General features: G+C 58.8%; 24 protein-coding genes. 9 read left to right on the forward strand and 15 right to left on the reverse strand.

The annotated features are described in order from the left end of the window. Positions 1–43: 43 nt before the first annotated feature. Positions 44–988, reverse strand: coding sequence for a hypothetical protein (locus tag J7E24_RS07820; protein ID WP_215136864.1), 945 nt, complete (start codon positions 986–988; stop codon positions 44–46). 182 nt (positions 989–1,170) lie between these two features. Here J7E24_RS07820 and pncA point away from each other — a divergent pair, with 182 nt between their 5' ends. Further along, positions 1,171–1,782 carry a bifunctional nicotinamidase/pyrazinamidase gene (gene pncA / locus J7E24_RS07825; RefSeq protein WP_215136866.1) on the forward strand — a complete coding sequence of 204 codons (612 nt, stop codon included), beginning with the start codon at positions 1,171–1,173 and terminating at the stop codon, positions 1,780–1,782. A gap of 71 nt (positions 1,783–1,853) precedes the next feature. On the opposite strand, the gene J7E24_RS07830 is transcribed toward pncA, so the two are convergent. Both J7E24_RS07830 and J7E24_RS07835 read right to left on the reverse strand, forming a co-directional pair. After that, positions 1,854–2,666: a class I SAM-dependent methyltransferase gene (locus J7E24_RS07830; protein WP_215136868.1), complete on the reverse strand. Its 813-nt coding sequence runs from the start codon at positions 2,664–2,666 to the stop codon at positions 1,854–1,856. Beyond that, on the reverse strand, positions 2,663–3,085 hold the full coding sequence (locus J7E24_RS07835) for a BLUF domain-containing protein (RefSeq protein WP_215136870.1): 423 nt from the start codon (positions 3,083–3,085) through the stop codon (positions 2,663–2,665). Before J7E24_RS07835 ends, J7E24_RS07830 begins: the two co-directional genes overlap by 4 nt. A 303-nt stretch (positions 3,086–3,388) precedes the next feature. Here J7E24_RS07835 and J7E24_RS07840 point away from each other — a divergent pair, with 303 nt between their 5' ends. Then, positions 3,389–4,909 (forward strand): malate:quinone oxidoreductase, encoded by a 1,521-nt coding sequence (locus J7E24_RS07840; RefSeq protein ID WP_215136872.1) that lies wholly within the window; start codon positions 3,389–3,391, stop codon positions 4,907–4,909. Positions 4,910–5,135: 226 nt separating this feature from the next. Here the strand turns inward: J7E24_RS07840 and J7E24_RS07845 are convergent, their stop codons facing one another. From J7E24_RS07845 to J7E24_RS07855, 3 genes are all read right to left on the reverse strand, one after another. Continuing rightward, positions 5,136–6,239: an SPL family radical SAM protein gene (locus tag J7E24_RS07845; RefSeq protein ID WP_251047097.1), complete on the reverse strand. Its 1,104-nt coding sequence runs from the start codon at positions 6,237–6,239 to the stop codon at positions 5,136–5,138. Positions 6,240–6,306: 67 nt separating this feature from the next. Further along, positions 6,307–7,230, reverse strand: a complete 924-nt coding sequence (ctlX, locus tag J7E24_RS07850; protein WP_215136874.1) for a citrulline utilization hydrolase CtlX — start codon at positions 7,228–7,230, stop codon at positions 6,307–6,309. A 115-nt stretch (positions 7,231–7,345) separates the two neighbouring features. After that, a complete protein-coding gene (locus J7E24_RS07855; RefSeq protein WP_019949498.1) occupies positions 7,346–7,537 on the reverse strand; it encodes a cold-shock protein in 192 nt (63 codons plus the stop codon). 400 nt (positions 7,538–7,937) lie between these two features. Here J7E24_RS07855 and J7E24_RS07860 point away from each other — a divergent pair, with 400 nt between their 5' ends. Together J7E24_RS07860 and J7E24_RS07865 are read left to right on the forward strand one after the other, a co-directional pair. Then, positions 7,938–8,879 (forward strand): NmrA family NAD(P)-binding protein, encoded by a 942-nt coding sequence (locus J7E24_RS07860; RefSeq protein WP_215136876.1) that lies wholly within the window; start codon positions 7,938–7,940, stop codon positions 8,877–8,879. A 65-nt stretch (positions 8,880–8,944) separates the two neighbouring features. Further along, positions 8,945–9,787, forward strand: coding sequence for an ion transporter (locus J7E24_RS07865; RefSeq protein ID WP_215136878.1), 843 nt, complete (start codon positions 8,945–8,947; stop codon positions 9,785–9,787). Between the two features lie 112 nt (positions 9,788–9,899). Here J7E24_RS07865 and J7E24_RS07870 read toward each other — a convergent pair whose 3' ends face one another. From J7E24_RS07870 to hutU, 5 genes are all read right to left on the reverse strand, one after another. Next, entirely contained in the window at positions 9,900–10,286 is a 387-nt protein-coding gene (locus J7E24_RS07870; RefSeq protein WP_215136880.1) for a hypothetical protein, read from the reverse strand. Positions 10,287–10,480: 194 nt separating this feature from the next. Then, positions 10,481–11,362 (reverse strand): NADPH-dependent F420 reductase, encoded by an 882-nt coding sequence (locus tag J7E24_RS07875; RefSeq protein ID WP_410779725.1) that lies wholly within the window; start codon positions 11,360–11,362, stop codon positions 10,481–10,483. Between the two features lie 61 nt (positions 11,363–11,423). Continuing rightward, entirely contained in the window at positions 11,424–12,038 is a 615-nt protein-coding gene (locus J7E24_RS07880; RefSeq protein ID WP_215136884.1) for a hypothetical protein, read from the reverse strand. Positions 12,039–12,048: 10 nt separating this feature from the next. Beyond that, complete coding sequence (locus tag J7E24_RS07885) at positions 12,049–13,020, reverse strand: hypothetical protein (RefSeq protein WP_215136886.1); 972 nt, start codon at positions 13,018–13,020, stop codon at positions 12,049–12,051. 68 nt (positions 13,021–13,088) lie between these two features. Next, complete coding sequence (hutU, locus tag J7E24_RS07890) at positions 13,089–14,849, reverse strand: urocanate hydratase (protein WP_215136888.1); 1,761 nt, start codon at positions 14,847–14,849, stop codon at positions 13,089–13,091. A 304-nt stretch (positions 14,850–15,153) separates the two neighbouring features. Here hutU and J7E24_RS07895 point away from each other — a divergent pair, with 304 nt between their 5' ends. The 3 genes from J7E24_RS07895 (at position 15,154) to J7E24_RS07905 (ending at position 16,593) form a co-directional block, all read left to right on the forward strand. Then, on the forward strand, positions 15,154–15,360 hold the full coding sequence (locus tag J7E24_RS07895) for a hypothetical protein (RefSeq protein WP_215136890.1): 207 nt from the start codon (positions 15,154–15,156) through the stop codon (positions 15,358–15,360). A 51-nt stretch (positions 15,361–15,411) separates the two neighbouring features. After that, entirely contained in the window at positions 15,412–15,819 is a 408-nt protein-coding gene (locus J7E24_RS07900) for a PH domain-containing protein (RefSeq protein ID WP_215136892.1), read from the forward strand. Positions 15,820–16,143: 324 nt separating this feature from the next. After that, positions 16,144–16,593, forward strand: a complete 450-nt coding sequence (locus J7E24_RS07905) for a DUF3592 domain-containing protein (protein WP_215136901.1) — start codon at positions 16,144–16,146, stop codon at positions 16,591–16,593. Positions 16,594–16,630: 37 nt separating this feature from the next. On the opposite strand, the gene J7E24_RS07910 is transcribed toward J7E24_RS07905, so the two are convergent. Beyond that, positions 16,631–17,095, reverse strand: coding sequence for an SMI1/KNR4 family protein (locus J7E24_RS07910; RefSeq protein ID WP_215136903.1), 465 nt, complete (start codon positions 17,093–17,095; stop codon positions 16,631–16,633). Positions 17,096–17,634: 539 nt separating this feature from the next. Between J7E24_RS07910 and J7E24_RS07915 the strand changes: the two genes are divergently transcribed. Further along, a complete protein-coding gene (locus J7E24_RS07915; RefSeq protein ID WP_215136905.1) occupies positions 17,635–18,585 on the forward strand; it encodes an IS481 family transposase in 951 nt (316 codons plus the stop codon). Positions 18,586–18,667: 82 nt separating this feature from the next. On the opposite strand, the gene J7E24_RS07920 is transcribed toward J7E24_RS07915, so the two are convergent. The 3 genes from J7E24_RS07920 to J7E24_RS07930 form a co-directional block, all read right to left on the reverse strand. Next, a complete protein-coding gene (locus J7E24_RS07920) occupies positions 18,668–19,009 on the reverse strand; it encodes a DUF5615 family PIN-like protein (protein WP_215136907.1) in 342 nt (113 codons plus the stop codon). A gap of 5 nt (positions 19,010–19,014) precedes the next feature. After that, positions 19,015–19,248: a DUF433 domain-containing protein gene (locus tag J7E24_RS07925; protein ID WP_215136909.1), complete on the reverse strand. Its 234-nt coding sequence runs from the start codon at positions 19,246–19,248 to the stop codon at positions 19,015–19,017. A 102-nt stretch (positions 19,249–19,350) separates the two neighbouring features. Further along, positions 19,351–20,370 carry an SDR family oxidoreductase gene (locus J7E24_RS07930; RefSeq protein WP_215136911.1) on the reverse strand — a complete coding sequence of 340 codons (1,020 nt, stop codon included), beginning with the start codon at positions 20,368–20,370 and terminating at the stop codon, positions 19,351–19,353. A gap of 137 nt (positions 20,371–20,507) precedes the next feature. On the opposite strand from J7E24_RS07930, the gene purU reads away from it, so the two are divergent. Continuing rightward, positions 20,508–21,341 (forward strand): formyltetrahydrofolate deformylase, encoded by an 834-nt coding sequence (gene purU / locus J7E24_RS07935; protein WP_215136913.1) that lies wholly within the window; start codon positions 20,508–20,510, stop codon positions 21,339–21,341. The last annotated feature ends 20 nt before the right edge of the window (positions 21,342–21,361 follow it).

Consider the following 21,361-nt stretch of genomic DNA (forward strand, 5'->3'; position numbering starts at 1 on the left):
CCCCGCCCCTACGTCGGGCTACTGCCTCTCCTTCCTCCCTTTATTACCGTGCCTTAATTGTGCGGGTAAGGCTTTTGAACTGCTCCAGGGCTTGGTCGAAATCCTGGCGGGCAACGCCTTGGAGCGCTACGGCCGTGTTGCCAATGACCGTTACTTGCTGGTATACCAGTACCCGCTGGCCCTGCAGCTGCGCAAACCCTTCGGTTTCGTAGGTTACCAGGTCGTTTACCTTGCCCGAGGTCATCTTACGGGGCTTATAGGCCCTGGGGCCATCGGGGCGGGTAAGCAGCTGGGCACTGATATCGGCCGCCGTGATGGACGGATTGTAGGGATAAGTGCTGACGGTGAGCACCGGCTCGGTGCCGTAATCGGGCTTGCGCTGCCCGCCCAGCGTGTAGGTGTAGGTGCCCTGCTGGGCCAGGGCCAGCGCAAAGGGCGATTTCTGCTCATCGAGCACAAATACGGTGTTGCCCAGCGTAGCCGGCGCATCGGCAGCAATGGGGCGGTAGGTGGCCGAGCGCAGGCTACGCCGCAGTGCCCCGCCGGCCGCCGTATCGGCCGCCAGATAGCGGGCATCGAGCAGCACCACAAACGTCGAGTCGCCGAACAGCAGCTGGCTGGTTTCCTGCGTGGGGCTAAGCTGCACCCGCGCCAGCTGCGCCGGATAACCATCTATCTGCAGGGCGCTGAAGCTAATGACGGTGCCGCCGCGCGCCGTGAAGCGCGCCGGGTTGAAGCCGGCCGCCTGGCGATAATAGTTGCTGCCGGGCATCTCCATCACCTGCAGCGCGGCTGGCCCCCGGCGCAGCCCCGTAAGGCCTGCAGCCGGGCCGAAGCCGGCAGGCGGTACCAGCCATACCCGCGTACCTGCTACCGCCTGCCGGGCTGCCGCCTCGGGGGCCGGAACAGCGCTTAGGTATTGGGCCGCGCCCACTTGTGGCAAGCCGCCCAGCAGCAGGCCCAGGCCCACCAGAAAAAACTTCGTCATTACTTCGTGCGCTTTCGGATTGCGGGTCGGGCCCGCCCCTCAATTCGTGGCAAAGTACGCACGAATCGGGCGAGCGGGCCGCGAAGTGGCCCAGCGGGGCTACTTTTGCCCGGCCGATTGGCGTACTGTATATTCCGAAAGCGACCTGCTGCCAGGGCCGCGTACTTCTATTGTTTTGCCCAATGAAAGCGCTGTTGTTGATTGACATCCAGAACGATTTTGTGCCCGGCGGAGCACTGGCCGTACCCGGCGGCAACGCTGTAGTGCCGCTGGCCAACCAACTGCAGCCCCACTTCGGGCTGGTGGTTGCCACCCAGGACTGGCACCCGGCCGGCCACGGCAGCTTCGCCAGCTCGCACCCCGGCCGCCAGCCCTTCGAGCAGGGCGAGCTGCACGGGCTACCCCAAACGCTCTGGCCCGACCACTGCGTGCAGGGCACGCCCGGCGCCGAGTTCGTGGCCAGCCTCGACCAGCACCGCATCGAAGCCATCTTCCGTAAGGGCACCAACCCGGCCATCGACTCGTACAGCGGCTTTTTTGACAACGGCCACCGCAAAACCACCGGCCTGGCCGATTATCTGCGTGGCCGCGGCGTAACTGCCGTGTACCTGGCTGGCCTGGCCGCCGACTTCTGTGTTTATTTCTCCGCCCTAGATGCCCTGCAAGAAGGCTTTGCCGTGTTCCTGGTAGAAGATGCCACCCGCGCCATCAGCGCCGAGGGCTATGGGCAGGCCCGCATCGACTTGGCACAACGCGGTGCACAGTTTGTTGCAACGGCTGAGGCAGCGGTGTAGTGATAAGTGGCAGAACATCATTCTTCGCTGCGCTCTGAATGACGTTCTGATAACTACTAAAAACTAAATACCTACCGTTTTTGGGCGACTACGGAGAACATTAGTGGGAGTTTGCCGGGCATGTGGGCGAGCTGGTAGCCGCCGCCAGGGGCTGGCTCCAGCCCGTTCAGGCAGTCGTAGCACGAGTAGTCGTACTCCTCGAAATGGCGAATGGCCAGCCCCTGGCCCAGCAGCGCCCCCAGCACCTCGCCCAGGCTGTGGTTCCAGCACACCGATGTTTCGTGTAGCGGGGCGGCGTGGTCGGCGTAGGTGCCAGCTTCCTGCTCGATGATGGTCTGACGGTTGAAATAGGAGTACTCGATGCGGGTAAAATCGTTGTCGAACATCCAGACGGCCGGATGAAACTCGATCAGCACCAACCGGCCGCCGGGGCGCAGGCAGCGTGCTACGCCGGCCGCCCACTGCGCCAAATCGGGCAGCCAGCCCAGTACGCCGTAGGAGGTAAACACCACATCGAACTGCCCGTTGAAGTGGGCGGGCAGGGCCAGCACATCGGCCTGCACAAATTCGGCGGCCAGCCCTAGCTGCGCGCTGAGGGCGCGGGCGGCCGCAATGGCTTCGTCGGCCAGATCGACGCCCGTGACGTGGGCACCCATGCGGACCAGCGACAGAGTATCAAGGCCGAAATGGCACTGCAGGTGCAACACATCCTGTCCGGCAACATCGCCCAGCAGCTGCAGCTCGGGCGGGTTAAGCGACGTTTGGCCGGCCGTAAACCCGGCTACATTATAGAAATCTGACGCGAGGTGGAAGGCCGTTTTAGCGTTCCAGAGGCGGCGGTTTACTTCCAGGTAATCCGGTGGAATAGGGGGCGGCGTACTCATCGAATGGTAAGGCGGGTTTGCTGGATAAACTCCCGGATCAGCTCCCGAATCAACCGCCCGGCTTCGCTGCGGAGCTGCCAGGGGTTGTCGGGGTCGCAGTAGCCGGTCAGGGAGGCAAAAGCCGAGGGCGAAGCAACGGCAAAGGCCATCGACCACTCGGGAAACTCGCGCCAGCTCACCGGGCCGTCGGCCAGCTTCACCACGTTGCCATGGCGCGGGTCGCGCCCGATACGGCCATAAAGCTCCTCTACTACCGTCCGCTCGCCTTCCAGCACCTGGAGCACCTGGCCGTTGCAGTATAGCAATATGCCCGTAATACCTACTTGGTGGTTGTAGCGCCTGAACTTTAGCAGCATTTCGCGTAGCAGGCTTTCGTTCAATGTGCCCACTACTTCGCTCGAATATACAATATGGTGCATAGCTGGGGTTTTACCTGACACATACAACGCATACCCGGCACACCGGGGGAAGCCATCAGCCCCGGCCTGCCAGGGGGTTAGCTAGCTTTAGCTGCGCAAGAATGAGTTGTGGACGGTGCAACTTCGCTGCTGGGCGGTTGCCCCGCCCCTACAGCCTACCGGTAGCCTCGTTTCGCGGCTTACGCTACCTAATATACACTTTTAAAGATAGAGCGCCCGAACCAACGGCACTCTGGCCCCGATGCCGGTGTACTTATCTTTTTAGGAGCCGGATTCGTACCTATCATCTTAGCCTCCTTCCCTATGAATTCAACTACCCCTACCCTGCCCGACACCGACGTTGTACTGATTGGTGCCGGCATTATGAGCGCCACGCTGGGCCTGATGCTCAAGGAGCTCGACCCGACGCTGACCATCACTATTTTTGAGCGCCTCGATGTGGCCGCCGCCGAAAGCTCCGACGCCTGGAATAACGCCGGCACCGGCCACTCGGCTTTCTGCGAGCTGAACTACACGCCCGAGCGCCCCGATGGCTCCATCGACATCAGCAAAGCCCTCAAAATTGCCGAGCAGTTCGAGCAGAGCAAGCAGTTCTGGGCTTTCCTGACGGAGAAGTACGACGTCAAGGAAATCGAGCGGTTTATCAACTACATCCCGCACATGAGCTTCGTGATGGGGCGCGAAAACGTGGAGTTTCTGCGCAAGCGCCACGCGGCCCTCACCCAGTCGGCCCTGTTCAAGGGGATGCAGTTCAGCGACGACCGGGCCGAAATAGAAAGCTGGATGCCCTTGGTGATGGAGGGCCGCAGCGCCGAGCAAATCGTGGCCGCCACTCGCATGGACCTGGGCACCGATGTCAACTTCGGCTCCCTGACCCGCGGCATGTTTTACCTGCTGCAGGAAAAGCCGGGGGTAACTATGCACTTTCATCATGAAGTGGAAAAACTACGCCACAAGTTTGACGGCACCTGGAGCGTGAAAACCCAAAACCTCGAAACGGGTGCCGAGCTGAAAGTGCGCACGAAGTTCGTGTTTATCGGGGCCGGGGGCGGCTCGCTGCCGCTGCTCGAAAAGTCCGACATTCCGGAGGCCAACGGCTACGGGGGCTTCCCGGTGAGCGGGCAGTGGCTGCGCTGTATCAACCCGGCTGTAATTGCCCGCCACCACGCCAAAGTGTACGGCAAGGCCTCGGTGGGCTCGCCGCCTATGTCGGTGCCCCACCTCGATACGCGCGTGATTGACGGGGAAAAGCAGCTGCTGTTCGGCCCCTATGCCGGCTTCAGCACCAAGTTCCTGAAAACGGGCTCCTACTTCGATTTGCCGGCTTCCATTCAGTTCGGCAACGTGAAGCCCATGATTATGGCCGGCCTGAAGAACCTCTCGCTCACCAAATACCTCATCCAGCAGGTGGTGCAGTCGCCCGACGACCGGTTGGCCGCCCTGCGCGAGTACCTGCCCGATGCCCAGGCCCAGGACTGGGAACTGGCCATTGCCGGGCAGCGCGTGCAGGTTATCAAGAAAGATAAAAAGCAGGGCGGCGTACTCGAATTTGGTACCGAGATGGTTACGGCCGCCGATGGCTCCATTGCCGCGCTGCTTGGCGCCTCGCCCGGGGCTTCCACCGCCGTCAGCATCATGCTGAATCTGGTGCAGAAGTGTTTTCCCGCGCAGTCGGCCACGCCCGAGTGGCAAGCCAAATTCCGCGAGATGGTGCCCACCTTGGGCCATCAGCTAACCGATGAGCCGGAGCTAGTGAACCAGACCCGCACCCACACCAGCACCGTGCTAGGGCTGATAACGCCAGCCGAGTTGGGAATATCGTAAAGAGCCAACCCGCACGACGTAGGGGCGGGGCTTGTCCCCGCCCGCCGTTGAACGACACCACCCGAACAAATACACCAGCACGGTGTAGGGGCGGGGCTTGTCCCCGCCCGCCGTTCGCGCCGCTACACCGGGAATCGGTTAGTTGGAGTCGTGCAATGATACCTGTTCAACGGCGGGCGGGGACAAGCCCCGCCCCTACGTCGTGCTGTGTGCTCTTGCCCTGAAATTACGTCCAGTACAATACTGGCGCCTTTGGGAAACGCGCCTGCCACTCGGCATAGAAAAACTCCTTGAGCTGGCGCATGTCGGTGGGCTGATACACGAATTTAGTACCCCCGAACTTGTTTCGTTTCACGGCGCGGGTTGCTTCGTCGAGGTCGAGGCTGGTGTTGGGATACCAGTCGAGCAGCACGTTTTTAGAGCCGGGCGTGAAGCGGTGGGTGATGAACTCCACCGTCAGGTCGCAGTCGAAATCGAGGGCGGCAGCCAGCCGGTCGAGTAGCAGGCGGTACTCGTGCTGCCAGTTGGGCAGCGGCATGATGGGGGCCAGTACTACGCCCACCGGGTAGCCGCCCCCGCCCTGTTCGCGGGGCAGCGCCAGTTGTCGGAGCGCCCGTAAGCGGGCCTCCACCGAGGCCGTACCGCCCTCCAGCTGGCGCACCAGCGGCTCGGCATTGAGACTGAAGCGGGCCCGGGTGCGGCCGTAGTGGGGCAGCGCCAGCAGCGAACCAACGTGGTCGTACTTGCTCACAAAGCGCAGGTGCGTGCCCTCGCGCCGACCGAAGTAGCGGATGCACTCGGCCAGCGAGCCGGTGAGGTGCTCAATGCCCAGCACATCGGTGTAGCAGCTTACCTCGAAGCTCGTAGTGCGGCCGGGCTGCTCGTAATTTTGGGTGTTTGCGAGCAACTGAGGTAGGTTGGCGAAGGCCTTGACCACCGGCGGACCGCTCAGACTGCCAGCTAAATAACAGTACTGGCAATGCGCAGGGCAGCCCTCGGCCAGATTCATCTGCCAGTCGGCCGAGGGAGGCGTGGGCTGCAGGCGCAACGCCCCGGGCGGGGCGCACACGACGGCCAGCGTGCTTTTGGCCCGGCGGTAGGTGTCGCGCGCATCATCGCCGCGCAGGCCGGTCAGGCGGTTGCTTTTCAGCAGCTCAATTTCCAGGTTGTGGCTTTCGGCCCGAGCCAGAATTTGCTGACCAAAAGGCTCGTTGAGGGCCGCTGGCGTAAAGGCTACGCGCTTGGGCAGCCACAGCTTGGCCGCGTGCTGGCGCGGGGCGGGTTCGGCTGGAAGAATGTTGAGCGAAGGGAATAGGGCAGTTTGCGTCATCGGATAGACAACGCTTTTTCAGCCCAAAGAACTCCCGAAAACCGCTTTTTCGACGGGGAATTGCGCCTTAATTTTCGGGCAAAAACACCTCTGCCAGCATGCACCGGACGCTGCCACCGCCCAATGTTTCGATGGTGGGAATGGGCAGCGGCAGCAGCTCGGCGTGGCGACTGAGCTGCTGCCGCTGCTCGACCGTAAGCGAGTCGTGGGCACTCTGCGACATAGCCAGCAGCACGGGGCCACCCACGGGCTGCAGGGCCAGCATATTGCCGGCAAAGCAGGCCACCTGCGCCAGCGAAATAGACACGATTTCGTGGCCGGTTTCGGTGAGCGAGTCTACCACGGCGCGGCGCTCGGCCGCATCGGCAATGCTTTCGAGGCAGGCCACGGCAAAGCCCGGCCCGATGCTGAGCATCACGTTGGTATGGTAGATTTCCTGCCCCCGCCCATCGACGGACCGGAACGACACCGGCTGGTAGCCCAGGCGGGCGCAGGCGTCGGCCAGCAGGCCCGGCTCGGTGCGGGCCGAGCGGCCGGCATAGGCACGGCGGTGCTCATGGTCGAAAATGATGCTGCCGGTGCCTTCCAGAAACCGACCCTCTGCCTCCGCGCCCGACAGGTCGAGCACTTCCGTTATCCCGAATTCCTGGCCCAGGGCGGCCACAATATCGGGGCGGCGCTCGGTGCGGCGGTTGGGGGCGCACATGGGGTAAAGCACGGCGCGGCCATCGGCGTGCAGCGAGAGCCAGTTGTTGGGAAACACGGCATCGGGCTTGGCGGGAGCGGGCGTATCGTCGAACACGCGTACCTGCACGCCCCGGCTGCGCAGGGTTTCCACCAGGGCCTCAAACTCGGCTACGGCGCGGGCTTCGGCGGCGGCCGCGCTCAGTCCGCTGGGGGCCTGCTGGAAGTGGTTGGATTCGGCTGTTTCGGCGTTGAAGCCGAACCGGGCGGGCCGGACGACAAATACGGTGGAGGCTGCTTGCTTCATGGGGCTAAACTACCGAAAACGCCCTTATAAATTCATGCCACCACCCGCTTTTAAAGCGCAAAAAAGCACGCCCCTGAATGGAGCGTGCTTTTCGCAACTACAAAAGTAGGGTAGGCTAAGCGCGACGCACTTTAACGGCGTTCAGGCCCTTACGGCCCTGCTCTACTTCGAATTCTACCTTGTCATTGTCGCGGATTTCGTCAATGAGGCCGGTTACGTGTACGAAGATGTCTTCGCCGGTTTCGGCGTTGTTGATGAAACCAAACCCTTTGGTCTCATTGAAAAATTTTACGGTTCCCGTCTGCATGATGCTTGGAAGGAGGTGGAGATGATAAAGCAAGCAGCAGCGGGACGTATTGGCTCAATTCAGGCGGGCTGAGTTGAGTTGATGACTCGTTGGCAATTTGCCTTTTAACGTGCTAAAGATAGACTTTATTTTTGAAACCCGGCAGCCCGCTATTTTTATTCTACCCCGGTAAAGGAGCCGCCAGCGCATGACGGATGCGGCGTTCGGCCAGCTCAGATGAAGCAGACGGTTTACGGGCTTTCTGAACAGCAGCTGCGGCAGTTTTTGCGGTGGCCGCGGCCGGAGCTACAACTTTATAGGGGCCGGCCGGGTAAAGCAGCTGTTCGCTTCGGCGCCGCGAAGGCCACATCTGGCCGTGCCTGCGCGGTTGCTACCCTCCTACCCCAGCTTTTTGTTTTCCATGACTGAATCAACTACTTCACCCACCACTTCCGCTCCGGCCGGCTCGCCGCTGATTGTACTGGCCGGGGCCACCGGGGCGCTGGGCCTGCTGATTGCCCACCACCTGCGGCGGCGCGGGGCCGAGGTGCGGGCACTGGTGCGCCCGGCCAGCCTGAGCGGGGCCGAAGCCGAGTCGTTGCGGCGACAGGGAGTGCAGGTGGTAGCCGCAGACTATGGCAGCCTCGCCGACCTGACCCGAGCCTGCCAGGATGCTACCTGCGTAGTATCGGCCCTTAACGGGCTGCGCGATATTATTGTGGAAGCCCAGGGCCAGCTGCTCGATGCGGCTGTGGCGGCCGGTGTGCCCCGCTTCATTCCCTCCGACTTTTCGGCCGATTTTACCCGGGTGCCCGAGGGTTCGAACCGTAACTTCGACCTGCGCCGCGAGTTTGCCCGCCGCCTCGACGCCGCCCCCATTCAGGCCACGTCGGTGCTCAACGGTATGTTCATGGATTTGCTGCGGGGCACGGCGCCAGTAGTGCTGGCCGGTCCGCGACTGGTGCTGTACTGGGGCAACGCCGACCAGCCCCTCGACCTGACCACCATGCAGGACACGGCCGACTTTACAGCCGCCGCCGCCCTCGACCCCACCACGCCCCGCTACCTGCGCGTGGCCGGCGAGGTAGCCAGCCCCCGGCAGCTGCGCGAGGCCGCCAGCGCCGCTACCGGCCGGCCCTACCGGCTGCTGCGGCCCGGCGGGCTGGGCCTGCTGAGTACGCTCATCAGCATCACTAAAACCATGGTGCCGGCCCCCGACGACGTATTTCCGCCCTGGCAGGGCATGCAGTACCTGCGCAATATGCTTAGCGGCGACGCCAAGTTGCAGGAGCCACTCGACAACGACCGTTACCCGGGCCTGGAATGGACGACGGTGCGGGACCTGCTGGCGGCGAAGCAGTAGCGCAGGCCAATTTGGCAGGGCATTCAATTGGTAGCCCTAGCTTTACTGCATCATCGTCTGCGCTCATGGATAACCGCCCTGCTCCTACCGCCCCGCTCTGGAAAAAACACCTGTACCGCGTCGTTTTCGAAGCCGACACGCGGGCCGGGCAGCTGTTTGATGCGTTGCTGCTGCTGGCCATCGTGCTAAGCGTGCTGGCCGTGATGCTGGAAAGCGTGAGCAGCGTTAATGCGCAGTTCGGACCGGTGCTACGGGTGGTAGAGTGGGTGTTTACGGGCTTGTTTCTGGCCGAGTATATGGTGCGGCTGCTGATTGTGCGGCGGCCGCTGCGTTATGCACTGAGCTGGCTGGGCCTGATTGATTTAATTGCCATTGTGCCGTCGTTGTTGGTGCTGGTGCTGGCGGGCAGCCACTACCTACTGGTGGTGCGCACGGTGCGGCTGCTGCGGGTGTTCCGCATCTTCAAGCTGGGCCGGTTTGTGGGCGAAGGCGAATTCATCCTGAACGCCCTCAAAGCCAGCCGATTTAAAATTCTGGTGTTTCTGAGCTCTGTGGTAACACTGGCCGTGGTAGTGGGCACCTTGATGTATGTGGTAGAAGGTGGGCAACATGGCTTTACCAGCATTCCAAAAAGTATCTACTGGGCCATTGTAACGATGACGACAGTGGGCTACGGCGACATTTCGCCGGCTACCGTGCTGGGCCAGACGCTGGCTTCAATGCTGATGATTATGGGCTACGCCATTATTGCCGTACCGACAGGCATTGTGTCGGCCCAAATGGCGCTGCCAGCGGGCGGGCGGCCTACTGCTCTGCCGGCTTTTAAGCAGCTGGCCTGCCATGCATGCCAGACGCAGGAACACCGCCCCGATGCGGAATTCTGCTGGCAGTGCGGCGAGAAATTGTAGCCGTAGTTACCCTGGCAGGTCGTTCAGCAACGCATAAGCTCGATTTTGCCGCGCCGGAAGCTGCGAAAACGACCTTACCCGTCTGTAAGCGGGCTGTGCTCAAACCCTACCATTACGCTCCACCGGCAGCCGAAAGCGCGGCCCGTAGCTGCTCACTAGTGAACTGGAAGCGAACGGCCCCGCCCGGACACTGGAGGTAGACGGTATAGGTTTTCACCCACAGAAACGTTTCTTCCTGCACCGGCCCAAAGGCACCCCAAGGAATGAACAGCGGCGGGTGGCCGATGTACAGGATGCGCCAGGTAGTTAGCCATACCCCCTGCGGCGTGCTGCCGGCACGCACGGCGTTGTTGTACTTCACCGGCCCGATGCGCACGTAACTCAACAATTCCCGGTTTAGGGCGGCGGGCACTGCTGCTTCGGCATACGCCCCTGCCAGACGCCCCCAGCCCATGCGGGACAGCATCAGGCTAATCAGGCCGAAAAAGGCGATAATCACAGGGATAAGCAGCAGCGGGAGCCAGGGCACAATAGGATGCATAGCCAGCCAATACGCGGGTATTCGGCAAGAGTTGAAGCAGCCCGCTGCTACGGGCCCTTGTAACGACCGAAACAATACGAGCTACCCCGACGCAACGCCACCCTGGTTTCCCAGAGCGGCGTTGTAGATGTTAGCTGGCTGCATACCGGCGGCTATTTCAGCTTGATGCCTTGGGCCTCCATCTGCTGCTCGGCCTTGGCGTGGTTGGCCAGGTACTCGGCGTGCTGGGCTTCGGTGCGCTCGGTGCCGAGGCTCTCGAAATGCGCGCGCAACTCATCGGCGGGCATATCGGCACCGTAGGATGGGGTGCCGGGCTGCTGCCGCCACGACTGGTGCAGGGTGCCGTCGTCCACGGCGTCGAAGCCCAGCTCATCAACCAGGGCCATTACTTTCTGCTTGGCGGCGGCATCATCGGAGGCTACGGGCAGGGCAATACGGCCGGGCGTGCCGGCGGGCTGGCCCTTATTTTCCAGGTGGTCGGCGTAGATGTTGTTGAACACCTTCACGATGGGGCGGCCCAGGTGCTGCTGCACCCACTCGCTTTCGGTCAGCGAGCCGGTTTCCAGGTCCGGAATCTGGCCGTCGCGCAGCATGGGGTAGTAGTTGCTGGTGTCGATGACGGGCACCTCGACCGGTACGCTGGCCAGCAGGTCTTTGGGCAGGTCAGGAATGTTTTTCAGCGGGATGGTTACCACAATGAGGTCGGTGCCACGCTGAGCCGCTTCCTCTGCCGTGACAGGCGTAGCGCCGGTTTTCTGGGCCACGTCCTTCAGCGTCTCGGGGCCGCGGGAGTTGGCAATGTAAACAGAGTGGCCGAGGCTGGTGAGCCGTACGCCTAGGGCGCTGCCGATGTGGCCGGCGCCAATGATTCCGATGTTCATAGTTGGGTTGTTTAGTAGTTCGTGCGCCGGTGATGTGCCGGTGCAGGGAGGTAAACAGCGGAAGTGGGGTTTTGCTTTTTCTTGGGTGGGTTGGAACGAGCAAAGCCACCGGAGCGGGGCTCGGGCGGCGTTGGGTATTGTGTGACGGTGCAAAGTTTGTATCCTCGCTACTTAATAAAGAAGTTTGCTTCGCATGATTGGTTAGATTGATTAGTTATCCGCCTTGGTAGAATTCATGATAGCATGGGCTCTGCACTTTAATATACCCACTAGCGAACGATGGATGAATAACATCAAATTTATCAACTCCTTTCACACTACCCATTACATTGAATTTCGTAGCAAAATCACCGTCATGAAAAACTTTTACAACAAATCCTTGTCCAAAATCTAAGTAATCAAACTTAAAATTAATAGATTTATCATCTTCATCAAAATAAAATACTATGTTATTATATTCACTAACATCAGCAACAATAAAATCATAAATATTAACATCTCCAATAGGCAATATTCTCAATGGATTATTACGAACAAGATCATTGCCATTTATTGTTTGCTTACCGTTATTCCAAAATGCAATGTTAGTGCAAGATAATATATCTATCTCCTTCCCCTTGTAAGTTACAGACACCTTTACATCTGGATTTACATGATCAGGTTTATATGCAACAGTGTAAGACCTGAAGCTAAGTACTGGCTTTTTCTCAATTCTTGATTTAGCATAAAAATAGTACCCAATAAGTAAACTGGTTAGACCAATCACATAACTTGATATAGCAAACCAAGGAGATGCAACTAGCTCATTCAAAGAAAATAGATATACCATAGAATGCATATTAAGAAAGCTTTTTATCGATCAAAGCTAAATAAGCATAGGGACTACGCAGTGACGCATTATCATATCCCTGTAGAGCAGAATACACTGCATTGAGCAAACTGACTGAAGTAGACAACCGACTATCGTCTGCGTATCCTACCCCAGCACCAATCAGGCCAAATATACTACCAAACACCACTTTTTTAAAATTAGATTCGTTCATTTTGGCCTTTATTTCCCCACTTGCATCAAGCATTTCTTCTAGCACCAGCTTGTATTTGCTATCACGTAATTCACTATCATTTAAATCAACAATACTTATCAAATTTTGTTCTAACATATTTCTAAATCTTCTTAGCTGATCATAGTATTTGTTTTTAAAATGACTCAACTTGACAGGATCGACATCAACGGGACAAGGCATAATATCATTTAGCAGTTTACCACGCGTTTGTTGCAAATAGCGGGACATACCTTTTTGTCGCAAAGAAGGATCAATATACTCAATGCTATCAGTTGCGGGGATAAAATCCCCTAATTTAGCAATTACAGTAGCAAGATACATCATTAGTAACCTCGCTGTTTTTATCTCAACTCTGTACCATTGTTGATTTTCTCTATCCCTCTGTGCAAGACCTAACTTTGTTAATTCCTCCCAAAGACTGTAATCAACTTTTGCATTATGAATTCTTGTATCATTTCCCGCAATAAAATCGTTACGCCTTTGATCTATATTAAATCCATATTGATAAACAAGCTGAATAAATGCGTCGCAAAAATTTGCAATTTGGCCTAAATATTCATAAGTATAAACCTGCTTAACTAGTTGATTTTCAATTAAGGACCTCATGTACGATTCGAATTCATTAGGATTATCATTATAAATATCTGGCACGATTGCACCAACAGTATCCCAATACAGGACACTCTTTGTTGTCCATTCATTATTAGGAATATTAATGTATGGGAAGTAAAGGATATTGTTTGACATTAATCTCTTGTTCAATTAGTTAAAAAAATCTTTACCTGTGCCTACCTGTGCTTATTGCAGGTCTGAAACTACTCCCGCCCCGGAATCTGCACCCCGCGCTCCTTGGCTACCTGCTGGGCCAGTTCGTAGCCGGCGTCGGCGTGGCGGAAGACGCCCATGCCGGGGTCGGTGGTGAGGACACGGCGCAGGCGCTCGGCTTTTTCGGGGGTACCGGTGGCTACTATCACCATGCCGGAGTGGGTGGAGTTGCCGATGCCCACGCCGCCGCCGTTGTGCAGCGAAACCCAGTCGGCACCGGAGGCGCAGTTGGCCAGGGCGTTGAGCAGAGGCCAATCGGCTACGGCGTCGGAGCCGTCTTTCATGCCTTCGGTTTCGCGGTTGGGGGATGCCACGGAGCCACAGTCGAGGTGGTCGCGCCCGATAACGATAGGGGCCGAGACTTCGCCGCGGGCCACCAAGTCGTTGATGACTAGGCCGAACTTTTCCCGCTCGCCGTAGCCCAGCCAGCACACGCGGGCCGGTAAGCCTATGAAGGGCACCTTGGCCTGGGCCTTCTCAATCCAGCGGGCCAGCAGCTTGTCATCGGGGAAGGTTTCGAGCAGGGCGCGGTCGAGGCGCAGAATATCCTGGGGGTCGCCGGAGAGGGCCGCCCAGCGGAAAGGGCCTTTGCCCTCGCAGAACAGCGGCCGGATGTAGGCGGGCACGAAGCCGGGATACAGAAACTGGCCCTGCTCGTCGCGCACTTTCAGGCCGCCCTTTTCGGCCTGGCCGCGCAGGTTGTTGCCGTAATCGAGGGCCACGGCGCCGGCCGTCTGCATATCAATAATGGCTTGGCAATGCTTCATGATGGAAGCCAGCGCCTGCTGCCGGAACGCCGCGGGGTCATCCTTACGTAACTGTAGTACCGTCGCAATGTCGCCTTCGGGAATGTAGTCGAGCAGGTCGTGGGCCGAGGTCTGGTCGGTCACGATATCAACCTGAAAGCCAAGGGCCAGCAGTTCGGGCAGCACCGTGGCGGCGTTGCCGGTAAGGCCGATGCTCCAGCCTTTGCGTTGCTGCCGGTACTGCTCGCACAGTTGCAGGGCGTGGCTTAAGTCGCGGGCCTGCTCGTCGAGGTAGCCTTCGCGCACCTTTTGCTTCACCCGCTCGGCTATGGGCTCAATCACCAGGCACACGCCGTCGTTCATGGTTACGGCCAGGGGCTGGGCGCCGCTCATGCCGCCCAGTCCGGCCGTTACGGTAACAGTGCCGGCCAGTGTGCCCGAAAAGTGGCGCTCGGCTACGGCGGCAAAGGTTTCATAGGTACCCTGCAGAATGCCCTGGGTGGCAATGTAAATCCAGGAGCCGGCCGTCATCTGCCCGTACATCATCAGCCCCAACTTATCCAGCTCATCAAAATGCTCTTGGGTGCTCCAGGCGGGCACAAGGTTGGAGTTGGCGATGAGCACGCGCGGGGCGTGGGCCCAGGTGCGCAGCACGCCCACGGCCTTGCCGCTCTGCACCAGCATAGTTTCGTCGGGCTCCAGGTTTTTGAGCGTGCGCACAATCGTCTGGTACTCCTTCCAGTTGCGGGCGGCGCGGCCGGCCCCGCCGTACACAATCAGCTCATCATACACGAGGCTCACGGCCGGGTCGAGGTTGTTTTCCAGCATCCGCAGCGCGGCCTCGGCTTCCCAGGTTTTACAGCGCAGCGTGGTGCCGTGCATAGCTCGCACGGTTTCCTGGGGCTTGTACTCGTAGTACATGGGCCGCGTGGTGGGCACAGCGGCGGCCGACTCAGAAGTGGCTTCGAGGTTTAGCTCGGGAGTTGGCAAGGCAGAGTGAGGCATAGTAGGAAGGCAGCGCGGGGAAAGGCCGGCCGCACCGGCAAGATATTGTTTTTGCTGTGGCTGCCACCACGGCACACAGGCGACACCGGCCTATGTAGGCGGCAGCGGTGCAAGGGGCGCCCAATAGTCATTTTTTTAGTTTTAATTTACGCCGCCCCTCAAACCTGCGTGTCTGGCAGGCCACCCAGGCAGCTAAGCCGCAGCCCCAACCCCCCTTGGCCGCGCCGAAAAATCTGGCAGCACTCCGAACTAACCAACTCATAGCAAGCAACTTTTCAATCCAGCCAGCTCTTCATCCCGACGCATGACTACTTCTGAAAAGATAGTTTTTTACCTTGGAGTGGCCCTGATACTGGGCTCGGCGCTGGCCCGCATTTTCCACTACCTCCCCCTGGAGCAGACATCCGTCTATCTGCTACTCGGCACCCTGCTCCAGTTCAACGGCCTGATGCGCTACAACCGCCGGCTACGGAAGCGTATTGAGGAGTTGGAGGCGCGGCCGGGGCACTAGTAGCGTAGCCGTTTGGGTCGCCGTTATTTATCCGCAACTTTCGCTGTTGATATGAATCAGGTATTTCATTCTAAAGTGAGCTGGTGGCTATTTGGGCCAATACTGGCGCTACTACTAGGTATAGGGCTTGTTGTAACACTCAACGGCCGCTGGATTAGCGCGCTGCCCCTGCTGGCTCCGCTGGGGCTGATTTTATGGCTGCTGCGCCGTACCTATTATGAGATACAGCCACAGTCGCAGCTGCTACGCATAGTGTCGGGCCCTTTTACATGGCAGGTACCAATAAACAGCATCAGCCAAGTAGAGGTCACTAAAAATCCGATAGCCTCCCCCGCCCTCGCCCTCCACCGTCTCCGGCTTTATTACGGCAAGTACGATTCGGTGCTGATTTCGCCGGCCGACCAATCCGGCTTCCTGACTATCTTGCGTCACCTGAACCCTGCTATCCGCTATGAATGAGCTCTTTCGACTTCTGAAAAACGCGTTGCGCTGGCTCGGCGACGTATTGCTCGACGGTCTGTTGGCCGACTTCTTCAACTGGCTGGCCGACTTGCTGTAACCAGGGCCCATTACGTCAGCGAGGCCGAGCTGCTCAAGCTCCGCGAGCTGCTCGGCTGGCACACCCCCGTCGACGCCCAGCGCTGGGAGGAAATCAAAATCACCTACCGCGCCAACCTGCGCAACTCCGGCGCCGGCCAGCTCCTCCAGCTACTGGAAAAGCTGGAAGGTATTACGGGTGGTTTAAGCGGGATTCGGGAGGTGCTAAAGGGCAGTTGAGGCACTATGGATTACTTCTTACTTATTGCGGACACGCTTATAGTATTCTATGGCATATATGTCATTTATATATCAGTCAAACAGCTTCAACTCAATCAATATCTGCGCAGGTGCGGCCTCCTTACTTCGGCTGTGATTACAGAGGTTGAGCTGACTAAGGAAAGAGATTCTTATATCAGCCGTCTCAAAGTCACTTTCCAAGATGAGCGACATCGTACATACGATGCCCATTTTGCGGCTAAAGATTCAGCCGAAGAGTATTTGTATTTGGTTGGCGGCGAAGTTTTAATCTACTATGATCCATTACAGCCGGAGCGTTCGGCTCTGGCCGCAGGTATTGATTCTTCTTGGTCCTTTTATGCACAAATCTTATTCGGATTTATGTGCTTAGCCTGTGGATTTCATCTATTACAGGAAACCTTGACCCGGCTGCACTGGATAAGCCAATTACAATAACCGTTGTCCAGTTAGCCTGCCATGCCCTTGCAAAGATTTACTGCTGGCTTTCTTCAAATTCTTTATTTGCCTGAATATCCTGCTTTACAAAATCTCGCAGGTCTTTTCCCATCTGAAGCCCCTCGTGCAACCAGATGAAATCGTCTAGCTCTTCATTGTAAATCTCCTCCCGAGGAAACCCGTCATGCGCGGCCTGATAAACTATCGTGTCAGCAGAATTCTCGATGCTAATGAAGTAATCGTTGCCGCCCCCGTCTGTGCCAATGCAGAATTTGCCCCGGCATGGCCCCGCCTCCTTGGGCACACCCATTTCCTGGTTTGTCTGGGGAAGCCAATCTGCATCTGTCGCTAGAGAAAGATGAGCCTGGTCGGTTAGTGCTCCTTCCCGTAACTCCTGAATAAGTGATGTTTCCTGCAAATGGAAATTCTTATAGTGAGCAGGAAGCTTGATTTGCAATTGCTGCTCTATCATGTCGAAATCTACTCGTGTTATAAAAATCATTGCTCCTGGGTTTTGAGCGAGAAATATACATCCTGCCTTTCCTAATTCTGGTTATACGCTTGACATAGGCATATCTCTGATGTATTTGTTCTTAGTCTTCCTCCATCCTGCCTCCGATGCCCAAAGTATCCTATGCTTGTTAGCCGGGTCTGCGGCCCTGCTGTGGGGCAACGCCGCCCGCCTCCGCTACCGTTACTTGCGCCGCCACGGCCGGCCCGCTATTGGGGTCGTCAACGGCGTGGTAACCGAGTCGTTTGATTTTGGTGACAGTACCAGCCGCTTGGACCCGTTCATTTCTTTCCTGCCGTTCGCTTTACCACTCTCGATGGGCGGCGGGTTTACCGTACCATTTTCAGCCTATGGCCCACCTACTATGGCGAGCAGCCCCAGGATTTGCCTCTGCGCTACCACCCCGATACGCCCAACGATTTTCTACCTTATCTCTTCGCTCCGGCCCCTACTTGCCGTGGCGGCTATGCTAGATGTATAGTCCCAGAGAGAGATGGTGTATTTTTCGGCCTGGAATTTCGCACACACCTATGGGACAAATACTCCACGGCAGCGCCCGCACAACTTCGGCAATACGGGCCGCTATCCAACGTAGTCAGGAAAGCCTACAAACGCTAGCTGCCCGCCACGGCATTAACCCCAAAACGGTGGCTAAGTGGCGCAAACGCACGACGACAACGGATGCCGCGATGGGACCGACACCGGTTTCCACGGTGCTGACCGTCGCGCAGGAGGCCATTGTCGTGGCCTTTAGAAAGCACACCTTGCTGCCGCTTGATGATTGCCTGTATGCTTTGCAGGCCACCATCCCCCACCTCTCACGCTCGGCGCTGCACCGCTGTCTGCAACGGCACGGCATCAGCCGCTTGCCGCTAAGCGAAGAGGGCCAAAGCCCGCCGAAAAAGAAATTCAAGGACTACCCTATCGGCTATCTGCACGTCGATTTTGCCGAAGAGCACACCGAGGAAGGCAAGCAGTACCTGTTTGTGGCCATCGACCGCACCAGCAAGGTCACCTTTGCCGAACTTCATCCGCGCGCGAAGCGGGTGGTAGCAGCAGAATTCCTACGGCGCGTGCTCGACAAACTGCCTTACAAAGTACACAAGGTATTGACCGATAACGGCGCCCAGTTCACGGCGCAGCCGCATCAAGTACTACCAGGCGGGCACAGTTTTGACCGCGTTTGCCGCGAATACGGCGTGGAGCATCGCCTGACCAAGCCCGCTCACCCCTGGACCAATGGCCAGGTCGAACGGATGAATCGCACGCTGAAAGAGGCCACCGTCCAGCGCTTTCACTATCAGACGACGCAAGAGCTCAACGAGCACCTGCAAGCCTTTTTGCTGGCCTATAACCACGCCAAGCGGCTCAAGACTTTACGCGGCCTCACGCCACATGAATTTGTCTGTGCCGAGTGGCAGAAAAACCCCGTTAACTTTACGCAGGACCCGACCCACCTCACGCTGGGACTATACAGCTAGCCGGCGTGGCGGCCATTGGCTACGCTGGCTGGTCGGTATTAATGCAGGTGTAATTATTCGCGTTCCTAATTAAAAAGTGCAGTTAGGCAGCCCGCAATACCATAAACCCAAACTCCTGCTGCTCCCCCAGAAACTCGCGTAGCTGCGGCAACCGGGCCAACAGGAACTCCGCGAGTTGGGTAACGGGCACTTGGGCATTTTGCACGGCTACCACACGGGGCGGGAAGCCCTCTGCCAGCACCAGCCGCAAAAAGTCCTCGTCTTTAGTCAGCACATCGTAGCCATGCTGCCGTGCGTAGCGCCAGATGCTGGTATCGGGGCTACTGTCCAGGTGTAAGTCGCGCACATGGATTACTGCCTCGCAATGAGGGCGCAGATGGGCCGCGAGACGCCAGGAAATATTTTCGTCCAATAACAGGCGCATTGTTTCTAAGCCGCCGAAAGCAACACGACGCTTTCCTTGTAAGCGGCATAGAGCAGGCAGGCGCGCACCTGCTCCGGCCCGATGGCCGGGAAGTCCTCGGCAATATCGACCGCGCTCATGTCATTGGCCAGCATCTCCAGCACCTCGGCCACCGTGGTGCGCGTGCCCTTCACAATGGGCTTCCCAAACCGAACCTGCGGGTTTAGCTCGATGTAGTTATGAATGTCAGCAATGTTCATAGGGACAACGTAGCTTTCATGTAAGTGGACAGACGAAAGGTAACAAAAAACGCCCCAGCAGTTGCCGGGGCATTTCGTTTAATCAGGCAATGCTGCCCGCCATTACCCCTGACCGCCGCCGCCCGTGGAGGCGTACACCTGGCCGGTGGCGTAGCTGGCCAGCGAGTCGGCGAGCAGCACGTAAATGCCGGCCAGCTCAACCGGTTGACCGGGGCGGCCCATGGGAGTTTTCCCGCCGAACTTCACCAGGTCTTCCTGGGTAGCGCCGCCGCTTACCTGCAGGGGAGTCCAGATGGGACCGGGGGCCACGCCGTTCACCCGAATGCCCTTCGGGGCCAACTGCTTGGCCAGGCTGCGCACAAAGTTGGTGGTGGCCGCCTTGGTCTGGGCGTAGTCATAGAGGTTGGCCGAGGGGTCGTTGGCCTGCTCGGAGGTGGTGCCGATGATGCAGGAACCCGGCTGCAGGTGGGGCAGCGCGGCCTTGATGATCCAGAACGGCGCGTAGATGTTGGTCTTCATCGTGGCGTCGAAATCCTCGGTTGTCAAATCCAGAATCGATTGGCGCTGCTGTTGCCGCGCCGCGTTGCTCACTACAATATCGAGGCCGCCGAGCTGGCGCACGGCTTCGGACACCAGCTTCTGGCAGAACGCCTCTTCGCGGATGTCGCCCGGAATGGCTACGGCTTTCTGGCCGGCTTTCTTGATGAGGGCCACTACTTCCTGGGCGTCGGCTTCCTCGGCCGGCAGGTAATTGATGGCCACGTCGGCTCCCTCGCGGGCGTAGGCAATGGCGGCGGCGCGGCCCATACCCGAGTCGCCACCCGTAATCAGGGCGCGGCGGCCCTTGAGGCGGCCCGAGCCCTGGTAGCTCTGCTCGCCGTGGTCGGGCTTAGGGTCCATTTTACTGGCCAGCCCCGGCCAGGGCTGCTGCTGCTTTTTGAACGGGGGCTGGGGGTACTTGGTGTTCGGGTTCTGGAGCGGCTCGGCAGCCGGCGCACTGGCTCCGCTGCCACCCGTGGCGGCATCGGCGGCCAGCAGCGGCCCGGCGGCTACGGCCAGCCCGGCGGCGCCCAGGCCACCCACAGCCCGGCGGCGGCTCAGGTTGGTTTCGTTGTCTAACATGCTACGTAAAGTTGAGGAGTGAATGAACTGCTTACGCACAAACCGGGGCCGCGCCTTGCGAAGCACAGCTGTAGCCCCACCCGGCCAATTCTGCCCGCGAATGCCTAATCTTGCGGCTCCGCTTTCCGGCTTCCCCCATGATTCACTACCTGCTGATTGACTGCCCCGACGAGCCCGGCCTCGTCTTCCGCACCTCCGAAGTGCTCTTCCGCCACGGCCTCAACATCCTGCGTAACGGCGAGTTTGTGGAGCCCCACGACAGCCATTTTTTCATGCGCACCGAGTTCGATGGCGACTGTGACCCGGCCGCCCTCATCGGCGACCTGCAGGCCGCGCTGCCACCCGCGGCTGTTATCCGCCTTCGCAACGACCAGCCGCGCCGTATTGTGGTGCTGGCCACCCGCGAGCACCACTGCCTTTCCGAGCTGCTGGTGCGCCACTTTTTTGGGCAGTTGCACGCCGAAATCCTGGGCGTTATCAGCAACCACGACAACCTCCGCACCATCACCGAGCGCCTCGATGTGCCTTACCACCACATCAGCGCCGAGGGCCGGAGCCGCGAAGCCCACGAGGCCGCCGTACTGGCCCAGATTCAGCAGTACGAGCCCGAATACGTGGTGCTGGCCCGTTACATGCGCATTCTGTCGCCCGAGTTTGTTGCCCACTTCAGCGGCCACCTCATCAACATTCATCACAGCTTTCTGCCGGCCTTTATCGGGGCCAGCCCCTACGCCCAGGCCTACGAGCGGGGCGTAAAAAGCATCGGGGCCACTGCCCACTTCGTTACCGACCAGCTCGACCAGGGCCCCATCATCGCCCAAAGCGTCATCCCCACCGACCACACCCAGAGTGCCCGCGACATGGCCCAGGCCGGCCGCGACGTCGAAAAGCTCACCCTGGCCCGCGCCCTCACCCTGGTGTGCCGCGAGCAGGTGTGCGTGCACCGCAACAAAACCATCGTGTTCGAATAGGCGGCCAGCCCGAGCTAACG

This window comes from Hymenobacter sp. ISL-91 (genome assembly GCF_018613725.1).
In the GTDB taxonomy this organism is placed as follows: Bacteria; Bacteroidota; Bacteroidia; order Cytophagales; family Hymenobacteraceae; genus Hymenobacter.